This is a genomic window from Pseudomonas sp. SWRI111, from assembly GCF_014268555.1.
Lineage (GTDB): Bacteria > Pseudomonadota > Gammaproteobacteria > Pseudomonadales > Pseudomonadaceae > Aquipseudomonas > Aquipseudomonas hamedanensis.
On record NZ_JABWQQ010000022.1, the window covers coordinates 1 to 15297 of the forward strand.

At 60.8% G+C, this 15297-nt stretch carries 14 protein-coding genes; 7 read left to right on the forward strand and 7 right to left on the reverse strand.

What is annotated here, in order from left to right:
* Nucleotides 1-248: 248 nt before the first annotated feature.
* Together HU755_RS22015 and HU755_RS22020 are read right to left on the reverse strand one after the other, a co-directional pair.
* The gene (locus HU755_RS22015; RefSeq protein ID WP_186636478.1) at nt 249-644 is read right to left on the reverse strand and encodes a YbaN family protein; all 396 of its coding nucleotides are present in this window, start codon (nt 642-644) and stop codon (nt 249-251) included.
* A gap of 10 nt (nt 645-654) precedes the next feature.
* Entirely contained in the window at nt 655-1242 is a 588-nt protein-coding gene (locus tag HU755_RS22020; RefSeq protein WP_186550834.1) for a YecA family protein, read from the reverse strand.
* A gap of 394 nt (nt 1243-1636) precedes the next feature.
* Between HU755_RS22020 and recQ the strand changes: the two genes are divergently transcribed.
* From recQ to HU755_RS22035, 3 genes are all read left to right on the forward strand, one after another.
* Entirely contained in the window at nt 1637-3766 is a 2130-nt protein-coding gene (gene recQ, locus HU755_RS22025; RefSeq protein ID WP_186636481.1) for a DNA helicase RecQ, read from the forward strand.
* 132 nt (nt 3767-3898) lie between these two features.
* Nucleotides 3899-4333 (forward strand): MarR family transcriptional regulator, encoded by a 435-nt coding sequence (locus tag HU755_RS22030; protein WP_186621733.1) that lies wholly within the window; start codon nt 3899-3901, stop codon nt 4331-4333.
* Nucleotides 4334-4460: 127 nt separating this feature from the next.
* Nucleotides 4461-6200, forward strand: coding sequence for a FimV/HubP family polar landmark protein (locus tag HU755_RS22035; RefSeq protein ID WP_186636484.1), 1740 nt, complete (start codon nt 4461-4463; stop codon nt 6198-6200).
* A gap of 127 nt (nt 6201-6327) precedes the next feature.
* Here HU755_RS22035 and HU755_RS22040 read toward each other — a convergent pair whose 3' ends face one another.
* Nucleotides 6328-8517: a patatin-like phospholipase family protein gene (locus HU755_RS22040; RefSeq protein ID WP_186636497.1), complete on the reverse strand. Its 2190-nt coding sequence runs from the start codon at nt 8515-8517 to the stop codon at nt 6328-6330.
* Between the two features lie 70 nt (nt 8518-8587).
* Between HU755_RS22040 and HU755_RS22045 the strand changes: the two genes are divergently transcribed.
* Nucleotides 8588-8875, forward strand: coding sequence for a SelT/SelW/SelH family protein (locus HU755_RS22045; protein ID WP_160768200.1), 288 nt, complete (start codon nt 8588-8590; stop codon nt 8873-8875).
* Here HU755_RS22045 and HU755_RS22050 read toward each other — a convergent pair.
* Nucleotides 8869-9762 (reverse strand): DMT family transporter, encoded by an 894-nt coding sequence (locus HU755_RS22050; RefSeq protein WP_186636498.1) that lies wholly within the window; start codon nt 9760-9762, stop codon nt 8869-8871. The two genes, HU755_RS22045 and HU755_RS22050, sit on opposite strands and share 7 nt — an antisense overlap.
* A 281-nt stretch (nt 9763-10043) precedes the next feature.
* Here HU755_RS22050 and HU755_RS22055 point away from each other — a divergent pair, with 281 nt between their 5' ends.
* The gene (locus HU755_RS22055; RefSeq protein ID WP_186550820.1) at nt 10044-10859 is read left to right on the forward strand and encodes a UDP-2,3-diacylglucosamine diphosphatase; all 816 of its coding nucleotides are present in this window, start codon (nt 10044-10046) and stop codon (nt 10857-10859) included.
* Nucleotides 10860-10984: 125 nt separating this feature from the next.
* Here the strand turns inward: HU755_RS22055 and HU755_RS22060 are convergent, their stop codons facing one another.
* Both HU755_RS22060 and HU755_RS22065 read right to left on the reverse strand, forming a co-directional pair.
* A complete protein-coding gene (locus HU755_RS22060) occupies nt 10985-11575 on the reverse strand; it encodes an HD domain-containing protein (protein WP_186636500.1) in 591 nt (196 codons plus the stop codon).
* A 14-nt stretch (nt 11576-11589) separates the two neighbouring features.
* Nucleotides 11590-11901 (reverse strand): DUF962 domain-containing protein, encoded by a 312-nt coding sequence (locus HU755_RS22065; RefSeq protein WP_186550816.1) that lies wholly within the window; start codon nt 11899-11901, stop codon nt 11590-11592.
* A 166-nt stretch (nt 11902-12067) separates the two neighbouring features.
* Here HU755_RS22065 and HU755_RS22070 point away from each other — a divergent pair, with 166 nt between their 5' ends.
* Nucleotides 12068-13129, forward strand: coding sequence for an AraC family transcriptional regulator (locus HU755_RS22070; RefSeq protein ID WP_202883675.1), 1062 nt, complete (start codon nt 12068-12070; stop codon nt 13127-13129).
* Here HU755_RS22070 and HU755_RS22075 read toward each other — a convergent pair.
* Nucleotides 13086-14540, reverse strand: a complete 1455-nt coding sequence (locus tag HU755_RS22075; protein ID WP_186550814.1) for a TrkH family potassium uptake protein — start codon at nt 14538-14540, stop codon at nt 13086-13088. The two genes, HU755_RS22070 and HU755_RS22075, sit on opposite strands and share 44 nt — an antisense overlap.
* 121 nt (nt 14541-14661) lie before the next feature.
* Here HU755_RS22075 and HU755_RS22080 point away from each other — a divergent pair, with 121 nt between their 5' ends.
* On the forward strand, nt 14662-15228 hold the full coding sequence (locus HU755_RS22080) for an NAD(P)H nitroreductase (RefSeq protein WP_186636502.1): 567 nt from the start codon (nt 14662-14664) through the stop codon (nt 15226-15228).
* The last annotated feature ends 69 nt before the right edge of the window (nt 15229-15297 follow it).

Here is a 15297-nt window from a genome sequence, read left to right on the forward strand (position 1 = left end):
GCGATGTTGATGCCCCAGATTTTCACCGGAGTTTCCGCTACCGGGCCGGTGCGACCAGGGATATCGAGTTCCGCGAGGACGAGAGGCTCGCTGGGGCTGGACATGGCGCTGACTCCGTGGGCAAAGGCGACGGAGTGAGTTAACGCGTATTGGAGGGCTTGCGCACCTGTCAGATCTGACAGGTGCGGGCGCTCTTGAGATGAACGGTATCAACGGGGCGCTGTTGTTGCGCGCAACTTAATTACAACTCAGCGCTTATGGAGTGTCTTCTGCCGCAAAATATAAACCGTTACCAACACCGCACTGGTCAACATGAATCCCCGCGCCCACAGCAGTGGCACCAGATAACACGAGAACAGAATGCTCACCCACATCAGCCCGATCGCATAAACCTTGCCCTTGAGCGGAATGCCGTTGCCCTCAAGGTAATCACGGATCCACGGTCCGAGCCGAGGATGCTCGACCAGCCATTGGTAAAAGCGCGGAGAGCTGCGCGCGAAACAGGCCGCGGCGAGCAGAAGGAAAGGGGTGGTGGGCAGGACGGGCAGGAAGATGCCGATCACCCCCAATGCCACGCTGAGCCAGCCGATAGCCAGCAGGACGTAGCGCAACATCAGGGGACGGTTGCCTATGGGATTGTCCATAGGCCGGGTCTTAGTGGTGGCGTGGCTTGAGAATCGCCGGTTTTTCGTCAGGTGCCTGGCACAGCAGGTACAGCGCGGTCAGCGCTTCCGGGATCTGTACGATCATATCGTCCATCAGGTTGGCGTCCTTGGCGATGTCTTCGAACTCTGGCTGTTCGTCGAACAGGCCGGAACCGACCATGATCGGCAGGAGCATTTCGCTGACTTCTTCTTCGGCGGTTTCGAACCAGGCCGCTTCGCGCAGGAACACACCTTCCATGAAGCCGATGCACCAGCCGCGCAGATCCGAGTCGTCCGGCTCTTCACCCAGGTCCAGTTCGCAAGGCAGTTCGAATTCTTCATCCGAGGCCAGTTGACGGGCGATGTGGGCTTTGAGGCCGATCAGCGTGGCTTCGATTTCGGCGCGCTGGGCTTCGTCGCTGTAGTGCGGCTCTTCGGCAAACAGCGCGTCGATCCACTCGCGCTCCGGGACGTCTTCGGAGCAGATCGACAGCGCGGTCAGGTAACCGTGGGCGGCGACGTAATCCAGCGCCTCTTCGTGCAGCTCGTCGGCGTCGAGGAAGACTTGCAGGCGGGTCAGTTGCTCAGCGAAGGACATTACGGGGCTACCTTGGGGAATAAACAATGCGGGAATTCTAGGCCTTCTTGCGCGCTCTAGCCAGCCGCATGGCAGATTTGGCCCAATTACGCGACGCACGAATAACCCTGTGGGAGCGAGCCTGCTCGCGAAGGCGGCGTGTCAGGCACGTTTGTCTCAACTGACCCACCGTATTCGCGAGCAGGCTCGCTCCCACAGGGTTCTGAGGCGAATTGCAGAGTGTGTCTTATCAGCGGCACCCTGCGCAGTGAAGGCCTCGGGTATACTGCCGCGTTTTGCGATTCCTGCTCGCATTGTGCGTTTCATGCAATGCGTTCTTACGTTTTGTTTAAGCAGCCCCGGCTGTTCTGAACCAGCCTGAGCAGGGATGTATCGGTAGATTTTTGGAGTTTTTATGCTCGAACAGGCTCAACGCGTCCTCAAGGACATCTTCGGCTACGACAGTTTCCGTGGCCGTCAGGGTGCAATCATTGAGCGTGTGGCCAGCGGCGGTGATGCGCTGGTGCTGATGCCTACCGGTGGCGGCAAGTCCTTGTGCTTCCAGGTGCCGGCGCTGTTGCGTGAAGGTTTGGCGGTGGTGGTTTCGCCTCTGATCGCATTGATGGACGATCAGGTCGCCACCCTTGAAGAGCTGGGCGTGGCCGCTGCCGCGCTGAACTCCACGCTGAGCGCCGAGCAGCAGCGCGATCTGGCGGTGCGGATCAAGCGCGGTGAAGTGAAAATGCTCTATTTGGCGCCCGAGCGTCTGGTGCAGCCGCGCATGTTGGCGTTCCTGCAGGGCCTGGACATCGCCTTGTTCGCGATTGACGAAGCCCACTGCGTATCGCAATGGGGCCATGATTTCCGTCCGGAATATCTGCAACTGGGCCAGTTGGCCGAGATGTTTCCCAATGTGCCGCGTATCGCCCTGACGGCCACCGCCGACAAGCGCACTCGCGAAGAAATCGTTACCCGTCTGCACTTGCAGAACGCCGAACGTTTCCTGTCGAGTTTTGACCGCCCGAACATCTTCTACCGCATCGTCCCCAAAGAGCAGCCGCGCAAGCAGTTGCTGGCGTTCCTCGCCGAGCGGCGCAGCGATGCCGGCATCGTTTATTGCCTGTCGCGCAAGAAGGTCGAGGAAGTCGCGGCGTTCCTCAGTGAGCAGGGCTTTCCGGCGCTGCCTTACCACGCCGGCCTGCCCAATGATTTGCGCGCCTATCACCAAAAGCGCTTTCTCAACGAGGAAGGCCTGATCATGGTCGCCACCGTGGCGTTCGGCATGGGTATCGACAAGCCCAACGTGCGTTTTGTCGCCCACCTGGATCTGCCGAAATCCCTTGAAGCCTATTATCAGGAAACCGGTCGCGGTGGTCGTGACGGCCTGCCGGCGGATGCGTGGATGGCCTACGGCCTGCAAGACGTGGTGATGCTCAAGCAGATGCTGCAAAACTCCGAAGGCGACGAGCGGCACAAGCGTCTGGAGCAGCACAAGCTCGACGCCATGCTCTCGCTGTGCGAAGAAACCCGCTGCCGCCGCCAGACGCTGCTGGCCTACTTCGACGAAGACATGCCTGAACCCTGCGGCCACTGCGACAACTGCGTCGATGGCGTGCAGACCTGGGACGCGACCGAGCCGGCGCGCCAGGCGTTGTCGGCGATTTTCCGCACCGGGCAGCGCTATGGCGTCGGCCATCTGGTCGACGTGTTGCTGGGCAAGGACAACGAAAAAGTCCGCAGCTTCGGCCATCAGCACCTGTCGGTGTACGGTGTCGGCAAGGCCCTGAGTGAGAGCGAATGGCGCTCGCTGTTCCGCCAGTTGGTGGCGCGCGGGTTGGCGGATGTCGATCACGAGGGCTACGGCGGTCTGCGCCTGAACGACAGCTGCCGACCGCTGCTCAAGGGCGAAGTGACCCTGGAGTTGCGCCGCGATCTCAAACCGCAGGTCACCGCCAAGACCACCAGCAAGAGCCCGGCCAGTCAGTTGGTGCGCGGCGAAGAGCGCGAACAGTGGGAAGCCTTGCGCGCCCTGCGGCGTAAACTGGCCGAAGAACACGGTGTGCCGCCGTACGTTATTTTTCCCGATTCGACCTTGCTGGAAATGCTCCGCAGCCAACCGACCTCGCTGGCGGAAATGGCCCGGGTCAGCGGTGTTGGCGCGCGCAAGCTGGAGCGCTACGGCGAGGCCTTCCTCGAAGTGCTCGGCGGCGAGGCGGAGGCGCCGAAGGTGGTGGCCGACGTACGCCACGAGCTGATTACCCTGGCCCGCGCCGGGATGACGCCGATGCAGATCGCCGGGCAGTTGCAGTGCTCGGAGAAGAACGTTTACAGCATGCTCGCCGAGGCCATCGGCAAGCAGCAGCTGTCGCTGGAGCAGGCGCTGGACTTGCCTGAAGAGCTGATGGGTGAGGTGCAGGACGCGTTTCTCGATGGGGAGGGCGAGTTGCCGCCGGTCGCCGAAATTGCAGAGCTGTTCGCCGGGAGGGTGCCCGAGGGTGTGCTTTATTGTGTGCGGGCGGCGTTGCAGTCTGAATTTGAGATGTGAGACGGCGTTTGCGCCAAGCCCTGTGCAGTTGTAACGATTCAGTACAGAGCGTCTCTTGCCTATAACTGCCGCTCATGCTTAGCTGACTAATAATTAGATTTTCCGTATTTTCAGTCTAACCGTGAGTGTTTTATGCCGTTAACCGATCAACACCGCTTTGGCATGCAACTGGCCCAGATGTCCCGTGGCTGGCGTGCCGAACTGGACCGGCGCCTTGCTGGCCTCGGGCTGTCCCAGGCGCGCTGGCTGGTGCTGCTGCACCTGGCGCGCTTTGAAGAAGCGCCGACCCAACGTGAACTGGCGCAGAGCGTCGGCGTCGAAGGCCCGACTCTGGCACGCTTGCTCGATAGTCTTGAAAGCCAGGGGCTGGTGCAACGCCAGTCCGTGCTCGAAGACCGCCGGGCGAAAAAAATAGTCCTGTGCGCACCTGCGCTGCCGTTGATCGAACAAATTGAAACCATTGCCACACAGCTGCGCCACGAATTGTTCGATGGCGTCGACGAGGCGGATTTAAAGGTGTGCATGCGCGTTCACGGGCACATTTTGGCCAATCTGGAAAAATCCTGAGGCATAACACCGCACCGGTTTTTTGAGGGATCGCGCTGAGCAGACTATAAGAACTACTGGGCAATATCGTGTTCGTACCGGATGTACGAACGCCTGGAAACCGGTTTTGCTTATTTAAGGGATGCCCATGCTTGCAAGTCGGCACGTGCTGCGCGAGGGCGCCAAATGGCTGCTATTCGCGGGCGTATTCAGCTATTCGACCTGGTCGATGGCGTTGGGGTTGGGCGAAATAACGGTTCACTCAGCCCTCAATCAGCCGTTCAAAGCCGACATCGCGTTGGCCGATGTCGGCACTTTGACGCAAAACGATCTCTCGGCCAGCCTGGCCTCGGCGGAGGAATTCGGCCGGGCCGGCGTCGAGCGCGTGTTCTTTCTCAACGATCTCAGGTTCACACCGATTCTGCGTGGCAAGCGCCAGATGATCCGGGTGACGTCTCGTAAACCGGTCAGCGAACCGTTTTTGAATTTCCTTGTGCAACTCGACCAGCCCAATGGCCGCCTGTTGCGCGAATACACCGTGCTGATCGACCCGCCGGGTTCGCCCGGTATCGTGCCGGCCACCGATGAGCCGGATCCGCCGGCGCAGACTTCCGGGTTTCCTGCGGTCGAACCCGCTACAGCGAAGCCCCAGGCGGCACAGGGCAAGCGTGAAGCCGCGCCCGCGTCGCCGCCATCGGCAACGACTCCCGTCAACGATGGCCTGGCCGAGCAACTGGCCGCCAGTGTGTTGCTGAATCAACAACTGCAGAAAACCGTGGATGAACAGAACGCGAGGTTGCAGGCACAGGAGGCGCAGATTGCCGACGGCAGGAAGCAGGTCAGTGACTTGCAAACCCGTCTGGCGCAATTGCAACAACCGCCACCAGTGCCCGTCGCTGCGCCGATTGCACCTCCGTCAGCGCTTGCACCTGCTGCCGAGCCTGAGGGCGGTGTGAACTGGCCACTGCTCGCCGGCCTGTTGTTGGCGCTCGGGGCGCTGGGCGTGTTGTTCGTGCAGCGTCGGCGCCAGCAAACAGAGCAAGCGGGCGAGCCGCTGACGCTATTGCCGCAGGGGCCCGAGCCTGACGCCGACCCCGTCGACGCTGCCGCGCCCGTCACCACCAACGTGACGCCCGACCCCCGCGAAGAGCCGGGCGCGGGTGATGTACTCGAAGCCGTGGGCATTTATCTGGCTTACGGAAGGCTCGGGGAAGCCGCCGGGCTGTTACGCGATGCCTTGCAAAAGGAGCCGGAGCGCATTGACCTCGGCCTGCAATTACTCGAAGTGTACGGTCGTCAGGGCGACAGCGCCGCCTACGATCGGCAGGAAAGCCGTTTGCGCGACCTGGGTGTCGAGGACCGGCAACTTCAGGAAGCACGCATTCGCCATGCCAAACTGGTCAGCACTGCCGCGTTGGCGCCGGTTGTGGCGCTCGCCCCCGACGGTGGTTCCGTTCCAACAGCCCCCGAAGATGATTTCGAGCTGAATCTGGGTGAGCTGTCGATGGATGCCAATTGGGACCTGGAAGCGAGTAAAGAAACGTCCGTTCCGCCCGTGGCGGACGAAAACGTCTCACTGTCAGACCTGCAAGTATTGCCGGAAGGTTTCGACCTGGGAGAGGTGGCTAGCAAGGACGACGTGGAACTCGAATGGTTCTCCGAGCCGGACGCGCAGCCGCTGGATGATGACTTTCTCAATGAGTTCGATGATTCGCAGCGACCTCTGATGGGGGAGCCGGCCGCTGGTTCGGAAAAGCTGGAGCAGGCGCAAACCTGCATCGATGACGGCGATATCGACAGTGCGATTGCCTTGCTCACTGAATTGCTCAAGGAGGGCGATGAACCGCTGAAGCAAACGGCGCGGACGTTGTTGGCCGGGATTCGTTGAGAACCGATTGTTGGTGGTGTGTCTGGAACCGCTATCGCGAGCAGGCTCACTCCTACATTGGATCTCTGAACACCGTTCAAATGTAGGAGTGATCCTGCTCGCGATGGCTGATTGCCAAGCGACGTGATTAAAAGGTCTGTCCCAGATTCAGATACACCGCCTGTTCATCCGCATCATTGAGTCCATAGCTGAAGTTCAACGGCCCCAACGGCGTGTCGAAACCGATAAACACGCTGGCTGCGTTGATGTAGCCGCTGTCGAATTCATTATCGTTGTTCCACGCCCGGCCGCGTTCCAGCGAAGCACCGGCGTACAGTGGGAAGTCCAGTGGCAGGTATGATCGCGGCGTCAGCCGACGGTAATACACGGCGCGCATCAGGCTGACGTTCTGCCCGGAAATGGCGTCTTCGCGAAAGCCTGACAACTGCCGCGCACCGCCGAGCAGGAAGCTCGATGTCACCACATTGGCGTCATCCAGCGTGCGGCCGTAGCGCCCACCCAGAATCAGCGTGTCCGGGCCATGGCTCATGGCTTTGTCGAGTTTGAACTCCCACTGCCGGTAACGTGTGTCGGAACCCAGGCCCGGCTCGAACTGCGCAAAGGTCAGGCTGACGTCCTTGCCCTCGTGAGGGAAATACACGTTATCCAGCGAATCGTAAGAGTACTTCAGCGAGTAAAAACCCTCGTTGAAGCTTTCGCTCGGCAGGTCCTGATCACCAATGCGCACGTCAGCCTTGCCCCAGGCCTGACCGACGCCGAAACGCACTTCGCCATTGTTACCGATCTGGCGGCCGAGGTTGAGGCCGAAGCCATAGCGCTCGACGCGATATTGCGCGACCGGATCGTTATCGAGCACTGAATCGACATTCTGTGCTTCAAACGCGGCGTAGGGCGCGACGAAATAGCGCGAACCGACGTCCAGCGGCTGATAAAACTCGCTGTACAGTTCCTGTTTGTCGCCAATCTGCGCGCGGGTCAGCCATTCGGCGCCGAGGCGGTTGATACCGTTGACGCGATAGCTGGCGCCGAGATTGAAAGCGCTGTCGCCGCGCATGTCGTCCGACAGGTTCAGGCCAACTCGCAGGTAGTCGGTGCCGCTGCGTTTGCCGCGCGCGCTGATGACCAGCGTGTGATCGTTACCCTTGTGCACCACGCGGTATTGCACCTGCTCGAAATAGTCGAGGCCGTACAGGGTGCCCATGTCCGAGTGCAAGCGGCTCAGGTCCAGTGGTTCGCCGACGGGCTGGCGGATGTAGTAGCGAATCACGTCATCGTCGACTTTCGAATCGTTTTCGACGCGGATCGCGGTAATGACCGGCGTGCGCTGACCTGGCGAGCGGGCGGCGTTGAGTTCGGCATCCTGGGATTCGTCGGGTTTGAGCTGAGCCAGGCGCGTGTCGAGGATTCGGGTGGCGCGGTAGCCGGCGTCGATCATTTCCTGGGCTTTGCCGAAATCGGTCACGCCAAACGCTGCCAGCGCCGGCTGGATCAGCACGTCGGTGGGTTTGAGGTTGGCCAATTGTTCTTCAGAGTTGCTGCGGGTCATCAGGGTGATCGACTGATTCAGCACATCGACCACGGTGCTCAACTGTTTGCGGTTGCGCAGCGGCGTGCCGATGTCGACGACGATGGCGATGTCGACGCCCATTTCCCGCGCGACATCCAGAGGGATGTTGTCGGTCATGCCGCCGTCCACCAGCAGGCGGCCGTTGAGCTCCACCGGGGCGAATACTGCCGGGATCGACATGCTGGCACGGATCACCTGGGGCAGATGACCTTTGCGAAACACCACTTTCTCGCCGTTGGCAATGTCCGTCGCCACGGCGCGGAACGGAATGGGCAGCTTGTCGAAATCCCGGGTGTCGCTGGTATGCGCTAAAAGGCTCTCAAGCAACAGCGCCAGGTTCTGGCCCTGAATCACCCCCAACGGCAGGCCGAGGCTGCCGTCGTCGCGAAAGCTGAGTTTCTGTTTGACCAGAAAGTCGCGGTCGTCCTGCTTGCGTCGAAACGGCACGTCTTCTCGGGGCGGGGCGTCGGACAACGCGGCTTGCCAGTCGATGTTCAGCGCGAGTTTTTCCAGTTCATCGATCTGATAGCCCGAGGCGTACAGTCCGCCGACCACCGCGCCCATGCTGGTGCCGGCGATTGCATCGATCTTGATGCCTTGCTCTTCCAGGGCCTTGAGCACGCCAATGTGCGCCAGCCCGCGCGCCGCGCCACCGGACAACACCAGGCCGACTTTCGGTCGCGGTGTTTCACCGGCGTAAACCAACACGGGAAGCAAACCAAGCAGCAGGCAGAACAGCAAACGGCGCATTGTGAGTCTCGGGGCAAGCGGTAAAGCCGGCTATTATAGCGGCGCCCTCTGTCTCATGAGTCCAGCGAACATGACTGTCGCCAAAGCAGAAGTTGTTATCACCTATTGCACCCAATGCCAGTGGCTGCTGCGCGCCGCGTGGCTGGCGCAGGAGTTGCTCAGCACGTTTGCCGATGATCTCGGCAAAGTCTCACTGGTGCCCGGCACCGGCGGGGTGTTTCACATCACCTGCGCGGGTGTGCAGATCTGGGAACGCAAGGCCGATGGCGGTTTCCCCGAAGCCAAAGTGTTGAAACAGCGGGTTCGCGATCAGATTGATCCTGACCGTGATCTTGGGCACAACGACCGCGCTCAGTGAGATGCGGACTCGGCAGCGACGGTTTTCTTGTTGGCCGAGCCTGACATCCGCGCCGACACCACGATGGCGATAATGATCAACGCGCCACCGATGAGCATGCGCAGCGTCGGGGTCTCACTGAACAGCAACCAGGCGATGGTGATTCCGTAAACCGGCTCCATGGCGAACACCACCGCCGCCGTGCGCGCCTTGATCACCGCCAGGCTGGCCACGAACAGGCTGTGCGCCACGCCCGTGCAGAACACCCCGAGCAGAGCGATCCACAGCCAGTCCAAAGCGCGGACCTCACTCAGTTGTGGCGCTGCGACTGGCAACAGACACAACGCGACCACCACGTTCTGGCACAGCCCCGCCTGCACCGCCGGGATGCGCCCTGAGCTGGCGCGATTGGTCAGCGACAGCAGGGAAAACAGCAGGCCGGACAGCACCGCCCAGAGCAAACCGACGGTCGCGCCACTGCCCAGGTCGAACGCCGGCGTCACCAGCACCAGCCCGAGGCTTACCAGCACCACCAGCACGATTTCATTGGCGCGGATGCGCTCACGGAAAATCAGCCCTTCGAGAATCACCGTAAAGGCTGGAAAACTGGCAAAGCCCAACGTGGCGATGGCGACACCGGCAATCTTCACCGAAACGAAAAAACTCACCCAGTGTCCGGCCAGCAACACGCCGCTGAGCGCCAGGCGCCGCCAGTCCACCGCTTGCAGTTTTTGCCAGCCGTTCTGGCTGGCGAAACGGGCGAAGAAAGCCAGCGCGAGCACGGCAAACGCGGCGCGGCCGAAGACGATAACTGCCGGCGACGCGGCGGCGAGTTTGCCGAACACACCGGTCAGGCCGAACATCAAAGCGCCGATATGCAGGGCGCCGAGGGCGGTACGCGGAGTCATTGCAATCCTTGATCCAGACACAGTTTTGATCGTTCCCACGCGCAGCAAAGGAATGCCTCCAGGGACGCTCTGCGTCCAATGACGCGGAGCGTCACGGCTGCATGCAGGAGCATGGGAACGATCATCAAGAGAGCGCCAGTCTAAAGCGCTGGCGCCGTCGCGTCTGTCATCCGAATCCTCAATTTGTGAACGATGTGCGCTGTCACACGACTGACGCACGCCTGTCACGGTCGATTAACCGGACGCGCGCAAGCTGGCGAAAACATCGCAGAGGGTTGCCCATGACCAGCGCCGAGCTCGCCAGACCCAGCCGCAAACAACGGGTGCGAACCCTGTGGATCTCCGACGTGCACCTGGGCACGCGCGATTGCCAGGCCGAGCATTTATCGCAGTTTCTCAAGGGCTATCATGCCGACAAGATCTACCTGGTCGGCGACATCATCGACGGCTGGAAACTGCGCGGCGGCATGTACTGGCCTCAGGCACACACCAACGTGATTCGTCGTCTGCTGACGATGAGCAAGCGCGGCACCGAGGTAATTTATGTCACCGGCAACCACGATGAATTTTTAAGACGCTATTCGAAGCTGATTCTCGGCAATATCCAGTTGGTCGACGAGGCGGTGCATGTCACGGCAGATGGCCGGCATTTGCTGGTGATTCACGGCGATCAGTTCGACGTGATCACCCGTTATCACCGCTGGCTGGCCTTTCTCGGCGACTCCGCCTATGAATTCACCTTGACCCTCAATCGCTGGCTCAATCACTGGCGGGCGCGGTATGGCTACGGGTACTGGTCGTTGTCGGCGTACCTCAAGCACAAGGTCAAGACGGCGGTGAGTTTCATCAGCGACTTTGAGGAAGCCATCGCCCATGAATGCGTGAAGCGTGGACTGCATGGGGTGGTTTGCGGACACATTCACCATGCCGAGATTCGCAAGGTGGGCGAGGTCGATTACCTCAACTGCGGCGATTGGGTGGAATCGTGCACGGCGCTGATCGAGCATTGGGATGGCACGATCGAGTTGTATCGGCTGGCGGATGCGCAGGCGCGCGAGGCGCAGTTGAAAGCGGCCAGGGTTGCCGAAATCGCCTGACCCACACAGATCCAGATGTGGGAGCGGGCTTGCTCGCGAATTCGCTGTGTCAGACAAGGAAATATCAACTGACACACTGCTTTCGCGAGCAAGCCCGCTCCCACATTTCTTCATCTGCGGTGTGCTCAGGCCGGGCTGTGTTGCTCCATCGCCACCTTGTAAATCGAGTTCTTTGGCTGCGCAAACAGCCGCTCCATCATCGGCTCGAAAAAGCTCAACGGCAGGCTTTCGTAATTCGGATCAAACGCCGCCGCATCGTATTTGGCGCAAAACTCGGCCGTCGCTTGAAACTGCGGATGGTCCTTGAACTGCTCGCGCAGGTGCCGATCCATGCCCAGGTGATGAAAGAAGTAGTACCCCTGAAAGATCCCGTGCTTCTCGACCATCCACAGATTTTCGGCGCTGACAAACGGCTTGAGAATCGCCGCAGCAATGTCCGGGTGGTTGTAGGAGCCGAGGGTGTCCCCGATGTCGTGCAGCAGCGCGCAAACCACATACTCCTCGTCGCGGCCATCACGAAAGGCACGGGTTGCGGTTTGCAACGAGTGGGTCAGGCGATCCACGGGGAAACCACCGAAGTCGCCTTCGAGCAATTTCAAATGAGTGATGATCCGCGCCGGTAGCTGTCTGGCATAGGCGCTGAAGTCGGCGGCGATGATCGCCCAGTCTTCCTCGGTGCCGTCCTTCATATGGGTAAAGCGGGCAGTGGCATTCACGGGCAGAGCCTCCTTCAGAACGCTACGCGACCCAGAATCATGTCGCGGTACATGACAAAGTCACCGAGCAGGCTGTACAGCGGATGCTGGAAAGTCGCCGGTCGGTTCTTTTCAAAGAAGAAATGCCCGATCCAGGCAAAGCTGTAGCCGGCCAGCGGCAGGGCCAGCAACAGCAGCCACGCGCCTTTGGCGACGGTCAGGGCGAGGATGAAAATCACCAGGCTGGTGCCGATGAAATGCAAGCGCCGACAGGTGCTGTTGCTGTGCTCGCTGAGGTAATACGGGTAGAACTCAGCGAAGCTGTTGAATTGCTTTACGTTTTCCACGACTGCGATCTCTGTGGTTATTGTTCTGGCGACGAGTTGTGCGGCGGGTAGCTTATTTGAGTCTAGAGTGATCATGGGGGTGGGCCAGTGACAATCGGCGCCACTTTAGTATCCTTCGCAAATCGGCTCGCAAGATGCAGCCCATCATGTAAAAGAATAAGACGCCATGAGCGAACGAACGACTTCTGCAAGCTGGGCGATGGGGATTGTCAAAGCGCTGGAGATGGACGGCCTGGATTGCCGGGTTCTGTTCAAGCAACTGGGGCTCGATTACGCAGCGCTGGACGATCCGGACGCGCGCTTCCCGCAAGACTCCATGACCCGGCTCTGGCAACGCGCGGTCGACTTGTCCGGCAACCCGGCGATCGGCCTGAACATGGGCAAGGTGGTGCGACCGGCCTCGTTTCATGTCGCCGGCTATGCGCTCATGTCGAGCAACACCCTGGCCGAAGGCTTTCAACGGCTGGTGCGTTATCAGCGCATCATCGCCGAAAGTGCCGACCTGAGTTTTCGTTTGCTCGATGAAGGGTATGGCCTGATCCTGACGGTTCACGGCGATCATCTGCCGCCGACCCGGCAAAGTGCCGAAGCGTCACTGGCCTGCGCCCTGGCGCTTTGCGGCTGGCTGAGCGGGCGCACGCTGCACCCGGTGAAAGTCTTGATGCAGGGCGATGAACCGGCTGACCTGGAGCCTTACAAGCTAGCCTTTCACGCACCGATGACCTTCAGCGCGCCGTACGATGCGCTGATTTTCGAACGGGCCGACATGGAGGCGCCGCTGCCAACGGCCAATGAGGCGATGGCGCTGTTGCACGACCGTTTTGCCGGGGAATACCTGGCGCGTTTTTCCGAAAGCCGCGTGACCCACAAGGCGCGACAGGTGCTTTGTCGGCTGCTGCCTCAGGGCGAACCCAAGCGCGATACCGTGGCGCAGACCTTGCACCTGTCCCAGCGCACTCTGCAGCGACGCTTGCAAGAGGAGGGGACGAGTTTTCAGCAGTTGCTCGACGACACCCGACGTGAACTGGCCGAGCAGTATCTGGCGCAACCGGGCATGACCTTGCTGGAAATTGCCTACCTGCTGGGGTTCGCCGATCCGAGCAATTTCTTCCGTGCCTTTCGCCGCTGGTTCAACACCACGCCCGGCGATTACCGGACCCGGCTGTTGCAGGCACCGGGCACGATCAATGACGCCAGAACGCCGGAATACACAGCACAAACACGGTAATGATCTCCAGTCGCCCGAGCAGCATGCCGAACGACAGGATCCACTTGGCCGCATCCGGCAGCGTGGCGAAGTTGCCCGCCGGGCCGATGGTTTCGCCCAGACCCGGGCCGACGCCGGAGACGGTGCTGGCGGCGCCGGTCAATGCCGTCATCCAGTCCACGCCGAGCAGCGACAGCAGCAGGGCGATCACGCAGATGGTGATGGCGAAGAAAAACGAAAAGGTCAGAATCGAGCGCACGATTTCTTCGTCGAGGCGGTGGCCGTTGTACTTCTGCTTGATCACCGCGCGCGGGTGAATCAGTTGGTTAAGGTTGGCCTTGAGCAGGATATAGGCGACCTGGAAACGGAAGATCTTGATCCCGCCCGCGGTCGATCCCGAGCAGCCGCCGACAAAGCCCAGATAGAAGAACAGCATCAGCGAGAAATTGCCCCACAGGCTGTAATCGCCCAGGGCAAACCCGGTGGTGGTAACTACTGAGGTCACGTTCAGCGCCACATGCCGCAGCGCCTCCAGCCAATGCAGTTGGGTGGTCCACCAGTACCAGGTGCCGAGCACCAGCCAGGTCACCAGCAGCATCGCCAGCAAACCCTGTACCTGTTGATCCCTGATCAGCGCCTTGCGGTTGCCGCGCAGTGTCGCCACGTACAGGGTGAACGGCAGGCTGCCGAGGATCATGATGACAATCGCCACCCAGTGCACCGCCGGTTGCGTCCATTTGGCCAGCGACTGGTCGGACGTCGAGAACCCGCCCGTGGAGATGGCCGACATCGCGTGGTTGATCGCATCGAACGGGCTCATCCCCGCCCACCAGAACGCCAGGCTGCCGAGAATGGTAATGCCGACATATGCCGCCACGATCAGCCGCGCCACCATGTGCGAGCGCGGCATGACTTTTTCCGAGCGGTCCGAGGATTCGGTCTGGAACAGGCGCATGCCACCGATGCGCAACAGCGGCAGAATCGCTACCGCCATACCGATAAAGCCGATGCCGCCGATCCAGTGCAACAACGAACGCCACATCAGGATGCCGGGCGACATGTTGTCGAGGCCGTTGAGCACTGTCGCCCCGGTGGCGGTGATGCCGGACATGCTTTCGAAAAATGAATCGGTGTAGCTGATGTGCTGGGTCAGCAGAAACGGCAGCGCGGCGAAGATACACACCACCAGCCAACTGCTGACGGTCAGCAGATACATGTCCCGCGGGCGCAGGTGGATGTGTTCGGGTCTGCCGGGAATCACCAAGGCCAGGCCGGCGACGAAGGTGATCATGCTCGCCCAGAGGAACGACGGCAGATCGCTGGTGCGCTCGAAAATCACCAGGGTGGCCATCGGCACGACCATGGCGACAGCCAGGGTGATCAGGAAGATGCCGATGATAAAACCAATGATCCGTAAGGTCGGCAACGCCATGGAGTCCGCTCGGGCTGATGTGGGAAGGGCGCCATTCTACCTGTGGGGCAGGGCATGTAAACCGGCAGGCGGTGCGCAGTTAAAGCTAGAATAGCCGCACATTTTTTTCAGGAGGTGGCCGATGCAGGCTCTCGACGCGTTGCTCAACCGTGTTTCCGTTCCCCGACTGGTCGAACCGGCCCCGACTGCCGAGCAGCGCGAAGCCCTGTTCCGGGCGGCCATGCGTGCACCGGATCACGGCCACTTGCAGCCGTATCGCTTTCTGACCGTCGAAGGCGCGGCTCGTGAGCAGATGGGCGAGTTGCTGGCCGAGGCTGCGCAAATGCAGGAAGGCGAAGTCACCGAAGCGATGATCGACAAGGCCCGCAACGGCCCGTTGCGTGCGCCGCTGGTGGTCGTGGTGATCGCCAGATTGCAGGAACACGTCAAATATCCGAAGGCCGAGCAACTGCTGGCCGCCGGGTGCGCGGCTCACGGGATCCTGCTGGCGGCGTATGCACAGGGGATTGGCGCGGTTTGGCGTACGGGCGAGCTGGCTTATTCGAAGCATGTCGCCAATGGCTTGGGACTGGCGGCGGACGAGGAGGTGATTGCGTTTCTCTACCTCGGCACGCCGCAGAAGGAGCCGCGGGTAGCGGAGAAGGTTGATGTGGCGCAATTCGTCAGCGCCTGGCCCGGTAACGCCTGATACCCCGATCAAATGTAGGAGTGAGCCTGCTCGCGAAGAGGGAGTGTCAGTTGTCATATTCGTTGACTG

Excerpts from the sequence above, each read along its gene's own strand:
- HU755_RS22040 (WP_186636497.1), bottom strand. The coding sequence starts at position 8,517 with ATGCGCCGTTTGCTGTTCTGCCTGCTGCTTGGTTTGCTTCCCGTGTTG.
- HU755_RS22080 (WP_186636502.1), top strand. The coding sequence starts at position 14,662 with ATGCAGGCTCTCGACGCGTTGCTCAACCGTGTTTCCGTTCCCCGACTG.
- HU755_RS22045 (WP_160768200.1), top strand. The coding sequence starts at position 8,588 with ATGACTGTCGCCAAAGCAGAAGTTGTTATCACCTATTGCACCCAATGC.
- HU755_RS22035 (WP_186636484.1), top strand. The coding sequence starts at position 4,461 with ATGCTTGCAAGTCGGCACGTGCTGCGCGAGGGCGCCAAATGGCTGCTA.
- HU755_RS22070 (WP_202883675.1), top strand. The coding sequence starts at position 12,068 with ATGAGCGAACGAACGACTTCTGCAAGCTGGGCGATGGGGATTGTCAAA.
- HU755_RS22075 (WP_186550814.1), bottom strand. The coding sequence starts at position 14,540 with ATGGCGTTGCCGACCTTACGGATCATTGGTTTTATCATCGGCATCTTC.
- HU755_RS22055 (WP_186550820.1), top strand. The coding sequence starts at position 10,044 with ATGACCAGCGCCGAGCTCGCCAGACCCAGCCGCAAACAACGGGTGCGA.
- HU755_RS22030 (WP_186621733.1), top strand. The coding sequence starts at position 3,899 with ATGCCGTTAACCGATCAACACCGCTTTGGCATGCAACTGGCCCAGATG.
- HU755_RS22015 (WP_186636478.1), bottom strand. The coding sequence starts at position 644 with ATGGACAATCCCATAGGCAACCGTCCCCTGATGTTGCGCTACGTCCTG.
- recQ (WP_186636481.1), top strand. The coding sequence starts at position 1,637 with ATGCTCGAACAGGCTCAACGCGTCCTCAAGGACATCTTCGGCTACGAC.
- HU755_RS22050 (WP_186636498.1), bottom strand. The coding sequence starts at position 9,762 with ATGACTCCGCGTACCGCCCTCGGCGCCCTGCATATCGGCGCTTTGATG.
- HU755_RS22020 (WP_186550834.1), bottom strand. The coding sequence starts at position 1,242 with ATGTCCTTCGCTGAGCAACTGACCCGCCTGCAAGTCTTCCTCGACGCC.